The sequence below is a fragment of the Photobacterium nomapromontoriensis genome (genome assembly GCF_050336815.1).
Lineage (GTDB): Bacteria > Pseudomonadota > Gammaproteobacteria > Enterobacterales > Vibrionaceae > Photobacterium > Photobacterium nomapromontoriensis.
In genome coordinates, this window is record NZ_JAKJSL010000036.1 from 60,789 (window position 1) to 81,002 (window position 20,214).

The 20,214-nt window shown below is 43.9% G+C and carries 20 protein-coding genes and 1 pseudogene; 13 read left to right on the forward strand and 8 right to left on the reverse strand.

The window, feature by feature from the left end; translation table 11 throughout:
* Positions 1-137: 137 nt before the first annotated feature.
* Positions 138-1,019 carry a signal peptidase I gene (gene lepB / locus L4D12_RS15720; RefSeq protein ID WP_428448790.1) on the forward strand — a complete coding sequence of 294 codons (882 nt, stop codon included), beginning with the start codon at positions 138-140 and terminating at the stop codon, positions 1,017-1,019.
* Here the strand turns inward: lepB and L4D12_RS15725 are convergent.
* A complete protein-coding gene (locus L4D12_RS15725; RefSeq protein ID WP_428448791.1) occupies positions 1,007-1,582 on the reverse strand; it encodes a cysteine hydrolase family protein in 576 nt (191 codons plus the stop codon). The two genes, lepB and L4D12_RS15725, sit on opposite strands and share 13 nt — an antisense overlap.
* Before the next feature lie 91 nt (positions 1,583-1,673).
* On the opposite strand from L4D12_RS15725, the pseudogene L4D12_RS15730 reads away from it, so the two are divergent.
* The 7 genes and pseudogenes from L4D12_RS15730 to L4D12_RS15760 form a co-directional block, all read left to right on the forward strand.
* Positions 1,674-1,808 (forward strand): annotated as a pseudogene (locus tag L4D12_RS15730) (ACT domain-containing protein); the annotation flags it as partial.
* Between the two features lie 242 nt (positions 1,809-2,050).
* Positions 2,051-3,370 (forward strand): solute carrier family 23 protein, encoded by a 1,320-nt coding sequence (locus tag L4D12_RS15735; RefSeq protein ID WP_428448792.1) that lies wholly within the window; start codon positions 2,051-2,053, stop codon positions 3,368-3,370.
* A gap of 1 nt (position 3,371) precedes the next feature.
* Entirely contained in the window at positions 3,372-4,739 is a 1,368-nt protein-coding gene (locus tag L4D12_RS15740; protein ID WP_428448793.1) for an amidohydrolase family protein, read from the forward strand.
* Positions 4,740-4,873: 134 nt separating this feature from the next.
* Complete coding sequence (locus L4D12_RS15745; RefSeq protein WP_428448794.1) at positions 4,874-5,050, forward strand: hypothetical protein; 177 nt, start codon at positions 4,874-4,876, stop codon at positions 5,048-5,050.
* A gap of 170 nt (positions 5,051-5,220) precedes the next feature.
* The gene (locus tag L4D12_RS15750; RefSeq protein WP_428448795.1) at positions 5,221-5,769 is read left to right on the forward strand and encodes a zf-TFIIB domain-containing protein; all 549 of its coding nucleotides are present in this window, start codon (positions 5,221-5,223) and stop codon (positions 5,767-5,769) included.
* A gap of 24 nt (positions 5,770-5,793) precedes the next feature.
* Positions 5,794-6,219, forward strand: a complete 426-nt coding sequence (locus tag L4D12_RS15755) for a hypothetical protein (RefSeq protein ID WP_428448796.1) — start codon at positions 5,794-5,796, stop codon at positions 6,217-6,219.
* Positions 6,220-6,561: 342 nt separating this feature from the next.
* Positions 6,562-7,866: a serine hydrolase domain-containing protein gene (locus tag L4D12_RS15760; protein WP_428448797.1), complete on the forward strand. Its 1,305-nt coding sequence runs from the start codon at positions 6,562-6,564 to the stop codon at positions 7,864-7,866.
* Between the two features lie 92 nt (positions 7,867-7,958).
* Here L4D12_RS15760 and L4D12_RS15765 read toward each other — a convergent pair whose 3' ends face one another.
* Positions 7,959-8,654 carry a class I SAM-dependent DNA methyltransferase gene (locus L4D12_RS15765; protein WP_428448825.1) on the reverse strand — a complete coding sequence of 232 codons (696 nt, stop codon included), beginning with the start codon at positions 8,652-8,654 and terminating at the stop codon, positions 7,959-7,961.
* Between the two features lie 339 nt (positions 8,655-8,993).
* Here L4D12_RS15765 and def point away from each other — a divergent pair, with 339 nt between their 5' ends.
* Positions 8,994-9,506, forward strand: coding sequence for a peptide deformylase (def, locus tag L4D12_RS15770; RefSeq protein ID WP_428448798.1), 513 nt, complete (start codon positions 8,994-8,996; stop codon positions 9,504-9,506).
* Here the strand turns inward: def and mobB are convergent.
* Positions 9,493-10,008, reverse strand: a complete 516-nt coding sequence (mobB, locus tag L4D12_RS15775) for a molybdopterin-guanine dinucleotide biosynthesis protein B (RefSeq protein WP_428448799.1) — start codon at positions 10,006-10,008, stop codon at positions 9,493-9,495. The genes def and mobB overlap by 14 nt on opposite strands.
* A 374-nt stretch (positions 10,009-10,382) precedes the next feature.
* On the opposite strand from mobB, the gene L4D12_RS15780 reads away from it, so the two are divergent.
* From L4D12_RS15780 to L4D12_RS15795, 4 genes are all read left to right on the forward strand, one after another.
* Positions 10,383-10,868: a hypothetical protein gene (locus L4D12_RS15780; RefSeq protein ID WP_428448800.1), complete on the forward strand. Its 486-nt coding sequence runs from the start codon at positions 10,383-10,385 to the stop codon at positions 10,866-10,868.
* A gap of 146 nt (positions 10,869-11,014) precedes the next feature.
* Positions 11,015-12,079 (forward strand): endonuclease/exonuclease/phosphatase family protein, encoded by a 1,065-nt coding sequence (locus L4D12_RS15785; protein ID WP_428448826.1) that lies wholly within the window; start codon positions 11,015-11,017, stop codon positions 12,077-12,079.
* A 61-nt stretch (positions 12,080-12,140) separates the two neighbouring features.
* Complete coding sequence (gene prpC / locus L4D12_RS15790; protein WP_428448801.1) at positions 12,141-13,274, forward strand: bifunctional 2-methylcitrate synthase/citrate synthase; 1,134 nt, start codon at positions 12,141-12,143, stop codon at positions 13,272-13,274.
* Positions 13,261-13,854, forward strand: a complete 594-nt coding sequence (locus L4D12_RS15795; protein WP_428448802.1) for an alpha-ketoglutarate-dependent dioxygenase AlkB family protein — start codon at positions 13,261-13,263, stop codon at positions 13,852-13,854. Before prpC ends, L4D12_RS15795 begins: the two co-directional genes overlap by 14 nt.
* Positions 13,855-14,021: 167 nt before the next feature.
* Here the strand turns inward: L4D12_RS15795 and L4D12_RS15800 are convergent, their stop codons facing one another.
* From L4D12_RS15800 to L4D12_RS15820, 5 genes are all read right to left on the reverse strand, one after another.
* Positions 14,022-14,639: an imm11 family protein gene (locus L4D12_RS15800; protein WP_428448803.1), complete on the reverse strand. Its 618-nt coding sequence runs from the start codon at positions 14,637-14,639 to the stop codon at positions 14,022-14,024.
* A gap of 196 nt (positions 14,640-14,835) precedes the next feature.
* The gene (locus tag L4D12_RS15805; protein ID WP_428448804.1) at positions 14,836-15,453 is read right to left on the reverse strand and encodes an imm11 family protein; all 618 of its coding nucleotides are present in this window, start codon (positions 15,451-15,453) and stop codon (positions 14,836-14,838) included.
* 52 nt (positions 15,454-15,505) lie between these two features.
* The gene (locus L4D12_RS15810; RefSeq protein ID WP_428448805.1) at positions 15,506-15,817 is read right to left on the reverse strand and encodes a hypothetical protein; all 312 of its coding nucleotides are present in this window, start codon (positions 15,815-15,817) and stop codon (positions 15,506-15,508) included.
* A gap of 336 nt (positions 15,818-16,153) precedes the next feature.
* Positions 16,154-16,771, reverse strand: a complete 618-nt coding sequence (locus L4D12_RS15815) for an imm11 family protein (RefSeq protein ID WP_428448806.1) — start codon at positions 16,769-16,771, stop codon at positions 16,154-16,156.
* Positions 16,772-20,029, reverse strand: a complete 3,258-nt coding sequence (locus L4D12_RS15820) for a PAAR-like domain-containing protein (RefSeq protein ID WP_428448807.1) — start codon at positions 20,027-20,029, stop codon at positions 16,772-16,774.
* Between the last annotated feature and the right edge of the window lie 185 nt (positions 20,030-20,214).

The window sequence follows — 20,214 nt, forward strand, 5'->3', positions numbered from 1 at the left end:
ACATTTCTTGCGCATTATCCATTCGCATCATCCCACTCTCTATTCATAATATGTCAGTATTTTCTGTTATTAGTAGAAACACATCATTATTATTATGATATGAAATCATACTATATCTAATCATGAAAGGAGTGATAGTGGAGACTTATTGGAAGCCGAAAGGATGGTTGGCAATCATTCTAGGGATAATTACTCAGCAATTTGTATTTCTTTATGTTAATAAAGCAAGGTATTTTGGGGTATACTCAGTTTTGATGATCGCAATAATGATTATTGATGTTAATTATTATTGGGTTCTTTTTATTCTCTGTCCTGTCCATGCATACATAGCTGCACGCCGATATAAATCCAGCGAAAATAGGCTTTGGTATGCTAGATGGTGGATGCCGCTATTAGCTAACTTTTCAATATTATCGATTATATTTGTTAGTCGGGTATTTATTATTGATTATTATTCCATTCCATCAAGTGCCATGGCACCGTCGCTAAATGAAGGGGAATATATTGTTATTGATAAGCGAGGCTTTGGAAACTATCGATTTGCTGGAGTACAATTTGGAAAATCAGAATCTAAAGTAGAGCCTGAACGCGGTGAAATCATTGCTTTTCAATATCCTAAAAATCCACAGATTGATTTTGTCCAAAGAATCATAGGATTACCCGGTGACACAATTGTTTATAAGAACAAGAAACTCGTAGTCATACCATCTTGTGAAGGTAAAACAGATTTGTGTTCAGATCCTATAATAGAAAAAGTTGAAATTAAGCCTTATGATAAATATTCAGTAGTATATGAAGAATCAATAGATAAAAATAAATATAACATATTAAATAATAAGAATAGAAGAGATCAGATGCATCGTTATTACCAACAAAATGAAAACCCAACAGGTGTATGGAAAGTACCTGCTGGCCAGTATTTTGTTATGGGCGATAACCGTGACAATAGTTTAGATAGTCGCTATTTTGGTTTTGTACCAAAAGGGTATATTATCGGCACGGTTGCCTATTCTTGGTAAGCATTTTTTGCCTTTTGTATCAGTGATAATACATCTTGAGTGATCCCTGTTTCTGATAGTCGAGGGAATATATTATTCAAACTATTATTATGTGCAGCTAAGTTTAAGTCAGTCATTGCATCTGTCGGTAATGTAATGTTGTAACCGCACTCCCAAGCTTGGCGTGCGGTTGATTCAACACCAATGCTAGTGGCAATACCGACAATCACAACCTGCGTGATATTGTTGGTGGTTAAGTATTGGTCTAAATCGGTATTGGTAAAGGCTCCCCAGGTTGTTTTTGTAATTAAATGGTCGCTTGATTCAGGGGTGATATCGTCAGATAAATCACTCCAATCATTAGGGCGTTGCACATTCGATACGATTTGTTCAGTTCGGCCTGACGGGGCACCCGCCACATTGACCAGTACAACGGGTAATTGGGCGTGTCGAAAGGCTTCAATCAGTTTGCAGGCATTATGGATAACGGGCTGTACTGGGTGACACGTATCAAGGGCTATAATCCCTTTTTGCAGATCAATCACAATTAATGCAGTGTGGGTGTCAAGTGTCGTAATCGCCATGTGTGAACCAAAAATAGAGCTAAAAATTAGGTTCAGTGTAGATGATTTTTATGATGTTTTAAGCATATTTTCAATATAAAGGATGGTAGTAATGAGTGGAATAAAGGAATTGACGCAATTACTCGCGGGTATGAGCCCAAAGCTGATGGATGGCGAGTACGTTTTTTGTACGGTGCAGGGAGTACTGGCTGATTATATTCATTTGGACCCACGTGCGACCTTTCAGTTTGTCTCTACAGAGTAAACGATTGCTAATTGTTTTTATTGCTGCGCAAACGATTGCTTTGTGTTTTTTTTGATGTATGATTCGCGGACTTTTCAGCTCTTACATGGTTAATGTGTTGTTATGCATATTAGAAGGGTGAACTGAAAAGTCCTGTTGTTAGCGCAGTGCTGCAACAGGGAATACGCGGATAGGGAATCGCTATCCGGTTGTCACTTAACGCTGTCTATTTTTGCCGACGAATCATGAAAAATCCTAACCTGACAAATATCGACGAGAAGATTTCACTCGCTAAATCATTCTCACTAGGTGCACAACATGTGCTTGCAATGGATCTGTATATTGTTCCTATCATTCTTGCTGGCCTGCTTTCTCTATCTGTTGCTGATACGGCCTCACTGATCCAAATGACGTTTATTGTTGCAGGTGTCGCGACCATTATTCAGTCTGGGCTATTGCTGAAAATGCCAGTGATGCAGGGGCCATCTTATATTCCAATTGGTGCGATTGCAGCCATTGGTAAAACCATGGGTATGGGGGCGGTTTATGGTGCGATGATCCCTGTGGCTATTTTTGTTGCCTTATTGGGTAAGCCCGTAAATCTATTTAGTCAATTAGTTCGACGCTTTGTGCCACCTATTGTCGGCGGTACCGTGATTATTGTGGTGGGTATATCTTTGTTGCCTGTTGCCTTTAATGGTATCTATTCCGGCCCGGCCCCGACTGAAAACATTGTGATTGCATTGTCGAGTATGGTGTCACTGTCGGCATTTATTCTGCTTGGTTGCTTCATTAAATCACTGCATTGGTTACGATTAGCTTCTGTTATTGGTGCGATTGTTATTGGTACACTGGTCGCGGCGGGCTTTGGTATGGCTGACTTTTCAACCGTGGCGACGTCTTCTTGGATACAGCTGCCATCGTTACTGCCATTTGGTGAACTGAAATTTGAGCCATTAGCTATTCTTACCATGCTGTTTATTGCCATGATTGTCTTAGTTGAGACGACAGGTACCTGGTGTGCTATCAGTGCGGTAACAGACGTCGAGTTGACCGATGAGCGTTTGAACCGTGGCGCAACCGGTGAAGCAACAGGAAATTTTGTCTGTGCTTTGCTGGGGGGGAGTCCGGTAACCGGTTATTCCACCAATGCAGGGATTATCGCTGTAACGGGTGTTTCATCACGTCGTGCCATTATTGCTGGTGGTGTCATTTTGCTTATTTTGGGCTTAGTGCCAAAACTGACGAGCCTGATCGCTTCGGTTCCGCATGCCGTGATCTCTGGTATTTTCTCCGTCATTTGTGTCGTGATTGCAATGAATGGCTTCCGGGTTATTCAGCACATTCAATTAAATGAACGCAATATGCTAGTTGTTGGCTTGCCTATTATGTTGTCTTTAGGTGCCGTGCTTATGCCGCGTGAATTGGTTTATGCGCTGCCAGAACTTGCCGGCTATTTAGTGAATTCAGGTATTGCTATTGGTGCTTTAGCGGCAGTGATTTTGAACTTTGTGTTACCTGAAAATGAAATCACCATCGTGAAAGAACAACAACAGAAGGCATAACATGATTGATTTACAGCAGGTTCGTTTTGCCTTAGTCGCAGATACATTTCACTGCCCAATAAAAGGTGAATTTGACTACCTTTCAGATTTTTTAATTGTGATTGGTCAAAACGGGGATATCACCATCACTCTGACCGTTGATGAGCCACAGTATCCCGTGATGATTGAGGCGTTACGCGCTGGCAATAAGCTGGAAATACTCCCTAAGGGGCAGTACCTGATGCCGGGGCTAGTTGATTTGCATTGCCACGCACCACAGTGGCCACAGGCAGGTAAAGGGCTTGATTTGCCACTGTTTGATTGGCTATTGAATTACACTTTTCCGCTTGAAAATCGCTATGTCAATAACAATTTTGCCTCGCAGATATATCAGGATGTCAGCCGTACTTTACTCGCGAACGGTACCACGAGCGCGGTCTATTTCGCGTCGATTTACCGAGAATCAACAGAAATACTGGCGAGCAGCTGTTTAGCTCAGGGGCAGCGTGCTTTTGTGGGTAAAGTGAACATGGATAACCATGAGCAGTGCCCTGAATTTTATCGTGAAAGCAGTGTAGAGCAGGCATTGCTAGATACGGAATTATTTATCACCAATGTACGGTCGATGGCCGGCAATGAAAGGGGTTTGGTTAAGCCAGTTATTACACCTCGCTTTGTGCCAAGTTGTACAGATTTGATGTTAAAAGGGCTTGGTTCGTTGGTGCAAAAGTATGATTTGCACATGCAAACGCATTGTTCAGAAAGTGATTGGGCAAGAGAATATAGTCTTGAACGCTATGGTAAAACTGATATTGAAATTTACGCGGATGCAGGTCTGCTAAACAATAAATCAGTATTGGCGCATTCCATTTTTATTAACGATGACGATGTAATGATGCTGAATGAGTTTGGTGCGGGTATCGCGCACTGCCCATTGTCGAATATGTATTTTGCCAATGCCGCTATGCAGACACGCGAATTACTTAATCAAAATGTAAAAATCGGATTGGGTAGTGACATTGCAGGAGCACCGTCGCCGTCAATTTTCCGGGCATGTTTTGATGCAGTGACACACTCACGGGTTCGTGAAGATGGTGTTGACTGCCACTTACCAGCGGATCAGCGTGGAGTGAGTGGCTCCCGTATCAGTTATCTTGAGTCATTCTGGATGGCGACAAACGGTGGCGGTCAGGTATTGGGAGAAAAAGTGGGGGTGTTTGCTCCTGAATACCATTTTGATGCCATTGTTGTTGCACCTGACAGTGAGCGTGGCAACTTACGAATTTGGCCTGAGATGGACTCTCCGCATGATATTCTTGAGAAGATCATTTCGTTATCTCAAACTGACAATATTGCGAAAGTGTGGGTGCAAGGAAAGCAAGTACGTTAACTACGAAATAGGGTTAGTGGTCAGATCTTGAAATATCGAAACCCATCGTTCATCTTAGTACGCAAGTATAAAGACGAACGGTGGGTTTTTCTTTGTCTGTGTGTTTGCATTGAATAAACAAGGAGTGATGAAATATGAATGGAGACATAAATAAATGCGGGCAATGTCGCCAGTTTACACGAACGCCTGATAATACAAGGGATCTGTGTGGTGCATGGGAGCAACCCACCACGGCAACACGGGCCGCATGTGAGTTGTTTATGCTCAAAAATGCGTATTTAGCGAAGCGAAAAAGCCGCGAAATTCGTTAATGAATGTTCGGTTTAACGCTCTACCATGCCATCATTTTGAGTGAGTAATGGCACATTTCAACTCAATTATTTTTAGGAAATATTAATGCTTGAAGCAATCTTGAATAGTTGTAAATCGTAGGCTGTCGTTTTGCCGTAAAATGACGCGATCAAATAAGGATATATGAATAATGAAGTGTACAAGTTGTAAGGTTGGTTATTTAGCACCACGTATCATGGATGGTTTATTTCGCGCACATACTTGCACAGAGTGTGGTGGAAATTGGATTTTAATCGAAGACTATGTGGTATGGAAAGAGAATAACCCCGACTATCACGTCGATGAAAATATTCTCTGTGAGGCTGTTGATACTGAAAAGGCCTTACTTTGCCCGCAGTCAGGCAAAATCATGCGGAAATTCCGTATAACCTCAAAGCGCCCGCATCGTTTAGATTACAGCGCACTTGTTGGTGGCGTTTGGTTAGATAAAGGCGAGTGGGATCTGATTAAGCAAGATGGTCTTGCCGGATCATTAAATGCGGTATTGTCTGTTCAATGGCAGAAGAATATTCGTATCGACACGGCAAAAGGTAACTTTACCTCATTGTATACAGACAAGTTTGGTGAAGGAAACTATTCAAAATTGAAAGAAATTCGCCAGTGGTTGGATGGTCACCCGAATAAAGTTGAGCTGCGGGCATATCTTCTGGCCGACGACCCATATTCCGCTGAGCGATAAATTACCTAAAGCGTAGGATGCGTAATGAAAGTGAAAACTATTGTGGCTGTACTCAACCTGCTGTCAGTGGTTGGATGTCAAAGTACTATCGGTGAAAACTATACGTATGTACCAAAACAGTTAGAGCAAGCCGTGATTGATGATTTAAATAGTACCTTCCCTCAGAAATCAAAGGCAGGTACTTCGACGATCACGCTAAGTTTTGTTGAACATGAGGCGTATATTGAAATTTATCAGGCTCTTGATGATGATTTAGTCTTTATAGGGAATAGCTTCAAAACGAACACTTACAATCTGTTATGTGGGCTTGAGCAAAACGATTTTTTTGATTTAATACGGATGCATAATCTGGGGGTGAAGTATGTATTTGAAGATGGCAGAATGATTAGGGAAATCGGCCCATGGAATACCGATATTTGTAAGATGCCAACAAAAAATATAAGTAATTAGTTCTGTATTTACATTTAAGTTTGCGCTGTGCCACATATTCATGTGGCACCACTTTTTCTAACATTAACGCTATTTTTATACATATCCATTGTATTGTCGCCATTGCTTTTTCAGAACAGTCTTTACCTGATGTGTTATCGCACATTCATCAGTTTTGGCACATGGGTCTCGGATTTATGCGCGATGACGCCTAAATTAACCAGATTGGTATAGTGTTAGCAATTTTTGTTTGTTAGTTTGCCTGAACCATATTTGCCATACATAACGTCATGTATGGAAAATTTATATGTGGTACGGCGTTAGAATAAACGTGGGTATTATTGTCCGGAATAAGGATATTCAATGAGCGACATTTCCAGAAGAAATATAATCAAAGCAGGGGCTGCCATTGGGGGAGCCAGTATTATCGGGAAATTAGGCTACGATTTACTTAAGGATCCTCTGGTAAAGCTTGATGAACGGCTTAATGACTCGATTCAAGCGTTACCCGCAGCTAGTATCAGTGCGGCTATTTTAAAAAACAATCAGGTCTATTGGTCAAAGAACTATGGATATCAGGACATGGCATCGCGCCATCGTATGACAGAAAATAGTGCTTGGCAGACCATCGGTTCTATTTCTAAACTGGTTGTGTGGACGGCTGTCATGCAGCTTGTAGAGAAAGGGGAGCTCGATTTACAAAAAGATGTCAGTGACTATATTGGTTTTCAGCTACGATCACCGCATTATCCCGACACAAAAATAACGACCTACCATTTGCTCACGCATTCATCATCGTTATCTTCGCGAAAATTAATGTCAGCACCTGGGCCCATGGCGGATTCATTTTGTGAAACCAGCAGTGAAAATCTTGGAGGTTGGGTATTACGCTATATGTCATCAGCCAGTAAAGATTATAACGAAGAGCAGATATTTGACGAGTATGAAGCGGGCGATTTCACCAATATTACCCCTGACCCACTCGGTGTATCATCGGGATATTCAAACTTAAATGCCGTTTTAGCCGCCTATATTGTTCAACGAATTGTAGGTGGCAGTTTTGAAGCGTATTGCGAAGACAATATATTTCGTCCCTGCGGGATGCTACAAACGTCATGGTCGAAGGCTAAGCCTTTTGAATGGATGACACACTATGAAGCAGAGCGCAGTCAGCGAGCACCGGTTATGCGTGCTTATACCGAGGCCATGATTAAAAAAGAGTATACGTCGAAAGCCGTTGTTGCCTCACCAGAAGGTCGAAACTATTTAGATTTTGCTCATTGTGACTATTTTTCCCCGGTGTATCCAATGGGGTTATTAGGAACAAGTTTACAATCAATCCTGCCTTTTTTTCTGGCCTATCTTAATCAAGGGCAGGTTAATGGTTATTCCTTACTAACGCCAGAAACGGTCAAGGCGATATTTACACAACAACGAAGCGACCATGTGAGTAGGACTGCGTTAGGATTGGGTTGGTTTAATAAGATGGGTTCAAAAGATGCTGATCGGTGGGGACATGACGGTGGCGGGCCTGGTGTACTTTCTACGGTGTCGATAAATCCTAAGACAGGATCCGGTGTGCTTCTGTTTATTAATAACTTCCATGTTAACTATGAGCGCCGGACTACGTTATTAAACGCAATGAATGACATTGCTTATAGTGCATAACCCCATATGCCATATGCAGGTATCATTCGACAGTAAATTCGCTGCCGAATGATACCGCTACATTCGCTAACTTGTTGTTAACGAGGTATCGGCTAGATTTTCACGCAAACAAAAATGGCATTGCCAGCTTCTGCATTCAACGGCACGATTCTGTCATAGTCATGCTCGAACACATGCACTTCAAAATAAGGGGCTAATAGCTGTTTTAATTCTTCAAAGCTCACTGCTACCATCGGATGTTCATCCTGCCATGACTGAGTGAGCTGCTCTGTGGTTTTCTCAATACGAAGTTGCAGTGATTGTTTTTCGCCTTGGCCGCAGTAATTCCAACCTGATTGAAAGGTAAATAGGCTATCTTCATGCTCGGTGGAATGCCTGACAAACGAGGTGTTATCGATTTTGTTTTTTTCTACGGAATTGAAACAAAACATGCCACCTGTATTAAGTGCTGCGTGGGCACTGGCAATACACCCTTTGAGTTTTTCTATTCCGTCACTGTAGTGAATGGAGTAAAGAAAGCAGGTGATCAGATCCACTGGTTCATCAACGCTGAATTGACACATATCTTGCAGTGCGAACTGTGCTTCAGGACAGCGTAAAGCAGCGATATCCAGCATGGGTTGGTTGATATCTAAGCCACTACTTTGATAGCCGCTGTCAATAAAAAACCTAACATGGGGGCCCGTACCACAAGCAAGGTCGAGGTGTGTTTCCCCCCCATTGCCGAAAAGCTGGTGGAGCCTGCGAACATAATCACTCTGTGCCTGATAAGCAATATCGGCACACATTAAGTCGTAATAACCAGAAAGGTCAGTATATAAAGCAGTAGATGGCGTCGTAACCAAGTGGGTTCACCGGAAAAAATTTTGGTGGCGCATACTATGCTAAATTGTTGCGCATGCAAAGCATGTATTTTACGCAAAAGGCTAAAATTTCAAACAATATGCCATTGGGTTAATATTCTGTGCGGGATAAGTCTTGTGTGTATTGACGTAGGGAGCGGCGATAATAATCTTGCTTCAACTGGCGAAATTCCAAAAAAATGATAATGTACACCCTATTCGCTGTTGGCGTGTTTAACTGCGCGTTAACAACCATGATGAAGATATCACTATGAGCACGAACATATGCCTGTTTTAGAAATTCTTACAACACCCGATCCGAGACTGAATGTGAAGGCTGAGCCTGTTGCGGATATAGAATCGGTTCAACCTCTGATTGATGACATGCTTGAGACGATGTACTCAACCAGCAATGGTGTTGGTTTGGCATCAATACAGGTTGGACGTAAAGAAGCCATTGTGGTGATAGATATCTCGGAAGAGCGCGATGAACCAATGGTACTGATCAACCCTGTCGTGGTGAGCGGTGAGGGTAAAGCGTTAGGTCAGGAGGGGTGCTTATCTGTCCCAGAATATTACGCTGATGTTGAGCGTTATACCTCTGTTGTGGTGACAGCGCTTGATCGCACTGGTGAGCCATTGACGATTGAAAACGATGAGTTTTTGGCCATTGTGCTGCAGCACGAGATCGACCACCTACAAGGTAATTTGTTCATTGATTACCTGTCGCCGTTAAAGCGACAGATGGCAATGAAAAAGGTTAAAAAAGCCGTTAAAGCACAAGCTAAGCAGCGTTAAGCCATACCAAAATAAACCTGGCGACAGTGTCAGGTTTATTTAAATCCAGCCACATTAGTGGACAATCGGCCGGGGCCGGTTCATCACTGGCAAAAGCAATAATATCGCTATCCTGCGTATAAAGCAGCGGTTTACCATAACTTGGCCGATGAATTTCAATCTTCGGAAAAGCCTCATCCCGAAAACCTTCAACCAACACTAAATCAAGATGTGCGTGATCAAGTTGCGACAGGCATTGTTGTAACTCGGGCTCATCGCGATCATGCTGTGGGTATTCAAAATACAGCATGTGGCGTTCTTTGGTCGCTAGTAACGTTTGGTCGCAGCCAGCATGTCGAAGGCGATAGCTGTCTTTGCCGGGCTTGTCTGGGTCAATGTGATGGTGGCTATGTTTGATTAATCCTATCCGTAAACCGTGCTGTTTGAGTTGTGGAATAAGTTGTTCAAGCAGGGTTGTTTTTCCTGCACCACTGAAGCCGGCAAAACCAAGAATAGGTGTCATAATATCGATATTACATTGCTGAGATGAATCGACAGAGTGTAATTCAAAACAGTGTTATACCCAAGCCTGTATATAGAGTAAGACAAAGTTTGAATCATATTGAAAAGCTTGGTGTTTCTATCTTTTGCTTATCAGCAGTAGGTTTGGTTAGGTCTTTATCCTAGATAGTGTCGCTGTATCAATCCTGAGCTTTTTTCGCGATTTATTCCATCAATGTCATGTTTCCAGCTACATTTATTGTGTACGTCATTCGCATCTGCTAATACCTTTATAGGCGTGGTGGATTTTGCTTTCGCTGCTTGCTATTCAATGTAAAGACAGGATGTCGTGGTATTGATTAGTAAGTTCTCAACAATCGCATCAGGGAGAGTGCAATGTGGGCAACATTAGATTTTGAAGCATCAGGCCTTTCAGAACAGTCCTATCCTATTGAAGTCGGTTATTCATTACCCGACGGCACCGGAAACAGCCTTTATATCAATCCACTAACAGCCAGTGATGTTTGGCAGCATTGGGATGAATACGCAGAGCAAGAAATACATCAAATATCGCGACATAAATTGCAGTGTGATGGTGTGCCTGTGGTGGAAGTTTGCCAGCACCTGAATGAAGTATTGGGAAAATATGAGCAGGTATTTTGTGATAGTCAGTGGGATCTTTTCTGGTTGGGACGGTTATATCATGCTGCCCATATGCGACCTTCATTTACGTTAACGGAAGTCGGTATGTGGTTGAAACAAGAAAATGGCATTGAGCGAGCGCACTTTCAACAAACGCTAGCCGAGTTGGGCCCGGTTAAGCACCGGGCAGAATCCGATGCTCGAACCATTCGTATGGCAATCACCCAACTGATGGGTTAGTCACGTTAATTGCTTATTACATTGAGATAGCTTGGGTATACTGACACGAAAGACAGTTATACGGATGATATCTTGTGCAAACCCAGCCCTTCTTTACTTCAGCGCCGCCATCTGCGTCATTGCGGGTAGCGGTGTTTAATGTCTCAATGTCTTCGCCCAACGCGGGTGATATACGGGCACAGTTAACCTCGTCTGAATCCCCTCGCTTCAGTAACATCGCCGCCATCATCCAACATGTCCAGCCTGATATATTGATGCTCTGTGAGTTCGACCATCCCGGTGAAGGGGGCGATGATGGGGGACTTGAACGATTTTGTCAGGATTACCTTGAGCGCTCTCAGCATGGTCACCCCCCGATAGCTTACCCATACCACTATTGTCCTCCATCGAATACAGGCCTGGCCATTGGTCATGATCTTGATGGCGATGGCATCGTTACCTTACCCAATGATGCCCAAGGTTTTGGTGAGCACCATGGCCACTTTGGTTTTGTGGTGTTATCCCGCTTTCCGATCAAGACACAGGATGCCCGGAGTTGGCAAACCCTGCTGTGGCGAGACTTACCTCATAATTTAATGCCAGCCGGGTACTATAGTGAAGCTGCGGTAGAGGTGCTACGGCTGTCATCGAAAAATCATCTGGTATTACCGATCGAGGTCGCAGGGCAAACCCTTAATCTTATCTGTTGTCATCCGACACCGCCGGTTTTTGACGGGGAAGAAAAGCGCAATGCCCGCAGAAATCATGATGAGTTAGCATTGGTCAAAGCAATCCTTGATGACAATCATCAATTGCTGGATGACAACGGTCAGCTCGGAGGGCTGGCGCCACACAGTCAGTTTGTAGTGCTGGGGGATTTGAACGCCGATATGGCTGATGGTGATGGTATGAAAGAGGGTATTCGCGATTTGCTGCTTCATCCACGAGTACATCGCGCCACCGCAGCTGGCAGACTGACACCGAAAAGCCGGGGTGGACGTTTTCTACGGCCTTGGCAAGTCCGTCGCGGGCGCCCTAGTGAGTGGACCCATCTTTCAGGTTTACGGCTGGATTACGTGTTGCCATCATCAAATATTGAGGTGCGCCAAACTGGGGTGTTCTGGCCGGATAAGACTGATCCACTACGCGGATTGATCACTGATGCGCGGGGAAGAGAGCGGTCTCAGGCCGGATCTGATCACCGGTTGGTGTGGGTAGATTTGGTTTTATAACCGCTTATGTCCTACGCTTGAGTTGATAGTTAATAAGCTTGAGCATAGACAGGGAGGTAGGATGCCAGACACATTGAAGCCACTGGGTGGGGAAGGATTACGCGGACAAAGTGCGGGAACAACGGCACTGTGTACCGTCGGTAAAAGCGGCACCGGATTGACCTATCGCGGTTACGACATAGCAGATTTAGCCCATCATGCAGGCTTTGAAGAAGTCGCTTATTTGTTGCTAAAAGGCAAGTTACCGACGCAGGTTGAGCTTGATGGCTACAAAACCAAGTTAATCTCTTACCGTGGTTTACCATTGGCATTAAAAGTGGTGTTAGAGCAAATACCCGCCGATGCCCATCCGATGGATGTTATGCGCACGGGCTGCTCTATGCTCGGCAATCTAGAGCAAGAGCATGACTTTGCCAATGAGGGTGATAAAGCGGATCGGCTTTTGGCATTGTTACCCGCCATTATTTGCTACTGGTACCGTTATAGCCATCACGGCGTAAAGATAGAGACCTATTGTGATCAAAGCAGCCTTGGTGGTTATTTCTTGCAGATGCTGACTGGCGACACACCGTCAGATCTCCATAAACAAGTGATGGACTGTTCGTTGATCCTTTACGCTGAGCATGAGTTTAATGCCTCGACCTTTGCCGCGCGTGTCTGTGCCTCGACCTTATCAGATATTCATTCGTGCGTGTGTGCTGCCATAGGTACGCTCAGAGGGCCGTTACACGGCGGGGCCAATGAAGCCGCGATGGACATGATTGCACAATGGCAGAGCCCGGATGATGCCGAAACGGGTATATTGTCGATGCTTGCCAACAAAGAAAAGATCATGGGTTTTGGCCATGCCATTTACCGTGAGTCTGATCCCCGTAATGTGCTGATCAAGCAGTGGGCCGAGCGGCTATCTAAAGAAGCAGATGATCCGATTTTGTATGACATTTCAGTACAGGTTGAATCGGTGATGAAGCGAGAGAAAAATCTGTTTTGCAACGCCGACTTCTTTCATGCCTCGGCATACCATTTTATGGGTATTCCTACTAAGTTATTTACCCCCATCTTTGTGATGAGCCGAGTCACCGGCTGGGCAGCGCATGTATTTGAACAGCGTGAACATAACCGGATCATACGCCCTAGTGCGGATTATATCGGCCCAGAACATCAAGATTGGCTGCCTATCGATGAAAGGCAATGACCCTAAGCCAGGGCAGTGGTTAGAGATCGAGCAGGGGAGGTTGTATTGGCAACCTCACTGCTTTTCTCCCTCAGAAGCAGATGGTCTGTATCAGCAACTTGATCAAGAACTTAACTGGCAGCAACAGCAAATCAACATGTTTGGCCGCAACGTCTTACAGCCTAGGCTGCAAGCATGGTGTGGTGAGGCGGTTTACACTTATTCAGGCTTAACCATGCAGCCCGAACCGTGGACCCCTAGCTTATTATTGATCCGAGATAAGCTGGAAGGCTTACTGGGTACATCGTTCAATTCCGTATTAGCAAACAAGTACCGCAATGGTGCTGACTATATGGGCTGGCATCGGGATAACGAACCCGAATTGGGTAAAATGCCCGTTATTGCCTCCGTTAGTTTGGGAGAGACGCGTCGTTTTGTGTTGAAGCATGTACACTCAAAAGACAAGTTGGAATATCAGCTCACCCATGGCGCTTTGCTGGTGATGGCGGGTGAAACACAGTCATATTGGCAGCATACCGTACCTAAAACCCGCCAACCAAAACAGCCGCGGATCAACCTGACCTTTCGTTATATTGGTTAACATTGAGGTTCAGAATCTCACCCTTAATCATAACACCCATGATTAGAAGCGCTTAACCTCACCATTAAATCAGCAAGCTTACGTATCAAGGGAAAAGAAATACACTTTCTGGCTGTTTGACATCTTTTATGTTCAGTGCCACTGGAGAAGGCTGTACTCTTTTTATATTACAAATCACCGAAGTCCTCGTCACTAAACGTCGCACCAGTCCCCCATTGCTTTACTGGAAAAAAGCCAAGACCGGAGAGGTTCGCCGCCTCAAGGGCTTCGACCACGGATTCATGGAAAAGAAACTGCGGTTTTTCTTCTAATGTGAAGACCAATCGCTCTTCCAGAGGCACCTTGTCCAGCACCATTTCATCCAAGGACAATGCCTCAAGGAAGAAATCATCCTTGACGTAGGTGCCATCAATCACAGAGCGTCCCTGATGGATAGCCTTGTGATGTTGCCAGATATGCATCATGTAGTAATCTGACCAGACCTTGTCGCCATTGGTGACGTCGGTGGGATAAAAATCCACCCCTGGCAGATTAAAAGGAAGCAGCACCTGGCGGAACTTCTCTGAGATCATCTGCTCGGCTATCTCATGGTAATCACAGGGGGTAAACTTGGCTTTGTTGCCTTCATAAACTTTTACTTTTCCACGACCTTTAACATCACGTTTGAGAGAGCGAAGAGCCATCAGATGTGCAAGCCCATCATCAGACCCTTTTTCCTGCCCTAGCATATAAAACCCAGCATGACCGGATTCACACAATAGATAATATTGGCTGTCGTATTTCATTTATTTTCCTAGTTGTAATTTTCTATTAAATCGGCCCAAGCTAAAACCAATCTTAATCATAACACCCATGATTAGAAGCGCTTAACCTCACCATTAAATCAGCAAGCTTACGTATCAAGGGAAAAGAAATACACTTTCTAGCTGTTTGACATCTTTTATGTTCAGTGCCACTGGAGAAGGCTGTACTCTTTTAGTGTTACAAATCACCAAAGTCCTCGTCACTAAAGGTCGCACCAGGCCCCCATTGCTTTACTGGAAAAAAACCAAGACCGGAGAGGTTCGCCGCCTCAAGGGCTTCGACCACGGATTCATGAAAAAGAAATTGTGGTTTTTCCTGAAGTCTAAAAACCAACCGCTCTTCCAGAGGCACCTTGTCCAGCACCGCTTCATCCAAGGACAATGCTTCAAGGAAGAAATCATTCTTGACGTAGGTGCCATCAATTACAGAGCGTCCCTGATGGATAGCCTTGTGATGCTGCCAGATATGTATCATGTAGTAATCTGACCAGACCTTGTCGCCATTGGTGACGTCAGTGGGATAAAAATCCACCCCTGGCAGATTAAAAGGAAGCAGCACCTGGCGGAACTTCTCTGAGACCATCTGCTCGGCTATCTCATGGTAATCACAGGGGGTAAACTTGGCTTTGTTGCCCTCATAAACTTTTACTTTTCCACGGCCTTTAACATCACACTTGAGTGAGCGTTTGGCCATCAGATGTGCAAGCCCATCATCAGACYCYTYWTCCTSYCCWAGCATATAAAACCCAGCATGACCGGATTCACACAGTAGATAATATTGGCTGTCGTATTTCATTTATGCTCCTAGTTGTAATTTTCTATTAAATCGGCCCAAGCTAAAACCAGTCTTAACCATAACATCTATGATTAGAAGCGCTTAACCTCACCGTTAAATCAGCAAGCCTACGTGTTTTTCTCCACCAATTTTCTGCACTGAGCTCGAGACTAGAGTCTATATTGCAAGCGTTGTCGGATATACTTCCTTTATTGCCATCACGAATAGCATGCTTTGTTTCATCGACCAGCAGCAAATAGCCGGGAAACGTTTGGGCATATTGGCGCGGTGATTCAAAAGGCAGTAATGTTTTTGCTATGTCAGCACGGACAGGATTGAGATCAACATAAACCATGCAGGCAGCTAGTGCTGTTTCATCTAACAAGGCATGTAATTTGAATCGCTCTTCTTAGAAACGAGATAGAATTAATGACCTAATGATGACCTTTGTCATAAATAAAAGTATGTCAAACTGAGCAGTTTTCCCTTAGCTATAAACGATGTGGTACACACAAAAATGCTCGCTAAAGGCAAGTATAAAGCCGAAAGTGTGGTGGATTGGGATGTAGTTAAAATACCTTTCGAAATGATGCACACTCTCTTAGGAAAGCATGCATCATAAAGCTGGCATCAAAACTACTAAAGGAGAAGAAATACACTTTCTGGCTGTTTGACACCTTTTATGTTCAGTGCCACTGGAGATAGCTGTACTCTTTTTATATTACAAATCACCGAAGTCCTCGTCACTAAACATTGCACCAGGCCCCCATTCGTCGACTCTAATAAAACCAATGCCGGAGAGGTTCGCCGCCTCAAGGGCTTCGACCACGGTTTCATGGAAAAGAAACTGCGGTTTTTCTTCTAATGTGAAGACCAATCGCTCTTCCAGAGGCACTTTATCCAGCACAGTTTCATCCAAGGACAATGCCTCAAGGAAGAAATCATCCTTGACGTAGGTGCCATCAATCACAGAGCGTCCATGATGGATAGCCTTGTGATGCTGCCAGATATGCATCATGTAGTAATCTGACCAGACCTTGTCGTCATTGGTGACGTCAGTGGGATAAAAATCCACCCCTGGCAGATTAAAAGGAAGCAGCACCTGGCGGAATTTTTCCGAGACCATCTGCTCGGCTATCTCATGGTAATCACAGGGGGTAAACTTGGCTTTGTTGCCTTCATAAACTTTTACTTTTCCACGACCTTTAACATCACGTTTGAGAGAGCGAAGAGCCATCAGATGTGCAAGCCCATCATCAGACCCTTCATCCTCTCCAAGCATATAAAACCCAGCATGACCGGATTCACACAATAGATAATATTGGCTGTCGTATTTCATTTATTTTCCTAGTTGTAATGTGCCTGTAAATTGGCCCAAGTTAAAACCATGATCACGATTTTCTTTATCACATATATTCGCGCGTTGTAAGCCCTGTCTTTTATTTTTGATTGTAGAAACATTGCTACAACCGGGACCACCGTCACGATAGTCGCGGCCGTCATAAGCAATCGTCCATGTGAAGTCCTGAATGTAACCCAGTATTTTCTTACTGTGTTTTTTCATTTCATGTTCAAACATCTCATTGAGCTTATCCTGATTACCCGCATGATCGCACAACACCCCTTTCTCAATACGGCGTTTCAAATCCAATACTTGCTTTCTCGCTGCCATAGGGTAGCGGAAATCATCACCTTTTATTTTCTTGTTTTTAAATAATTTATTGTTGAAATTCTTAATCTTGTCATGGCGGTTATGTTGCTCATGACCTGTAAGCAGGTTGAGCACCTGACCACCTTGCAGGTTGAGTGCCATTCCTTGCGAGTGATTGCCCTGATGGCGCTGCACATACAGTTCGCAGGCCAACGCCATTTTACCCGGCAAAACCACTAAGTTATGAATTTCGTTGATATCATAACTGAAATTATCAAACAGTGTTTTAAATCTCTTTTGGTTAACAGCTTGTACCGGGATTACATGGTGTACTTCCAAGCAACCCTCGCCCACATACCAATCATGATTATTCGGATACACTTTGCCGATTTTACGGTAGGCTCTTTTCATCACCGCGTCATAGTTGCCACGGTTATTGTTACCCTTACCAGGCTTCAACCGCTTACGGTTTTTACATTTGGAATCATGACAAATCGGACAAATTTTGGGTAGATTCGTTTCTTTGTCTTCGGGCTCTTTTTTGTGGCGATTTAACTGTTTTTTCTTAAGCTTTACAATCCTATTCAACGCTTCCATTAATGGTTCAAGCGCCTTTCCTCCAGAACGCGCCACAGCTATGCCTGTCAGTGCAGCAAAGGTTGCAGGCCCCGTTGCCCCTGCGGCTGTCACGCCACCTATAGGCGTAGTCGTAACTGAACCTAACAAAGCTGCACCTGCTGTTGTCGCTGCCGATCCGCCCCAAACCATACCCAAATCGATCCCTTTCTGAGTCAATTGAGAGGCTGCAATTTTAGCTAGCTCACATTGAGGGATCGCATCTAGGAATTTCACGGGTATTTGCAGTAAGTATTCCCGGATCTTTTCATCAGATATGATCAGGAGTATCGCTTCCATCGACTCGCTGGCTTGTTGAAGACCGATCTTTGCTCTATCGATATTTTGTAGCGCTCGCTGCAATTCATCAATATCTCCGGTTACTAGCGCATCAATGAGAACAGTTGGGTCAATATCTAGCTCATTTAAAATATCCCCAATTTCACCGAAATCCGGAATATAGTTTACCACCCCATCGACTACACCATTGAGTGCTTGTTGGCCATAAGCCCAACCTTGCTCAACGAAAGAAGCATGATTAAATTCCGCCTTCCTCGCTCTAAGCTCTGCTAGCTCGTCATCGACTAATGCCTTCAGCTGTTCAACTAGCTCCGGATCGGGTTGTGGGCGGGAGAGATTTCGGGCTATAGCTTGCTTAACTAATTCCTGCGCTAATTTAGTCGTTTCACTGTCAAGAGATTGGTAAACACTCTCGATGTTAGCATCTGCCTCAGTTTTATCTTCGTCTTTACCAAATTCGATATGGGGCTTTTGCTTATCGGGTACGCCATGTATTAGTGCTTTTCCTTGACCATTTAGCCAACCTTCAAAAAGCTCGCCATTGGCATATTGAACTTTGTAAGGTATACCTGAAACAGGCGTTTTTTCCATATCATCATAGGTTAGTGCGACAACGAGCGGAGTAGGAAGATGTTGTCGTACTTGTACCACATCGTTAATTTTTCTAGAGGGCGTTGCGTGGCCAACCGTATCACCAAGCACCACTGTAGGTGTTTGGCCTTTGTTTTGTATCTGGGTTGTTTTCTCTTTTAATAAGGTGATGGCCTTACTTATTTGATCAGGGAGACGCCTTTTGGCCTGAGACACCTTATCAAATTGCTTACTAATGATGTCCTCAGTAGTAGGGTAACCAGCTATCGATGCGTAGTTTTGCAGACATTTTAGTCGTTTTTCTGTTCGCTCTAAGATCTCAGAGGCAAATTTAGTCGTTTGATTTTTTTGATCATCCCAACAAAATTCATCAAGGTAAGCTTGTGGATCACCGTATCCCATATGACGCATTACAGCGACTAAGTTATGTTTCGACTCTTCTGGATGAATGTGGGTTAATACATGAATGACTTCCCCTTGTGAATCTAACAAAGGTGCGACTTGTCCAATGAGAACAGTAACGTGCTCATCATTAATTCGATCGTTATCTAATAAAGCGATGATTTGTTCAGATAAATATTGGACTTCTTGATTTGTTAAATCTAACTCAACATAAGCACGAATTTCGGCCCCCACCATGTCCCTAAAATCAGGGTCAGTGCTAATATTAACATCAAAGAATCCCCAGCTATCACGTTGAATATTCACGCTTCTCGGTAGCCAGAAAGGTAGTTTCTCTTTTGCACTTAAGACAAAGAACTCATCGTCACAGATGTCTTTTTTGTGGGGGTTGGGGGGTCTACGTTTTTTGACTTGATATGGCCGTACATCTTCTTGATAAACAACCTTACAGCTAGTATTGGGTAAGCCGGATACACTGGCTTTTCCCTTATCATCAAGTTGCCCTTTTGCAAGTTGAGAGCCCGCAGGATCTTCCACGACAAATTTAGCATTTTTTAGTGGTTCACTATCTGGGTAACGACAATGGATATCGATCGTGTACGTGCCTTCCTTGTCTTCAGCCACTGAAACAGATGGATTTTGTGCTCCGCCTAAACACATGGTGTTGGCTTTGTTCATGGTCATTTGATCAGAAAGGCGGCATACTCCTTTCCCCTCAATTTTAACCGTCGGCGATGCAGTAATAAATTCAGCTTCAGCTTCTATAGTTCCGGAGGATACCCCTTTTTTATCGCCTCCGGCATCCCCGGTACTTTTAGAAAACTTACAGCCTTTGATGGCAATACTATTGCCTCCGTCTGCTACAACTGTAGTCGTACCATCAGTCAAATCAGCAGATTTAGCATTATTCCCATAGGGAATGGGAACAACAGACGTCCCCACTGTAGTTAAACAAACGTCAGGGAGTGTTGCATTAGCTTCACCACCGGAACCTTTGTGAATCACACTCAATCCATCAGCACAAACAGTAACGGCCATATAACCCCCCACACAAAAAAAAGTGTGGTAATCGTATCAATGCATGGCTATTGCAGTCTCACTAAATGTCTAGTTAAAAAGTTCTGCTTGTTAGGTAATTTGACTGAAAAGGTCATATTGGGATGGCTTAACCATAACACCCATGATTAGAAGCGCTTAACCTCACCGTTAAATCAGCAAGGCTA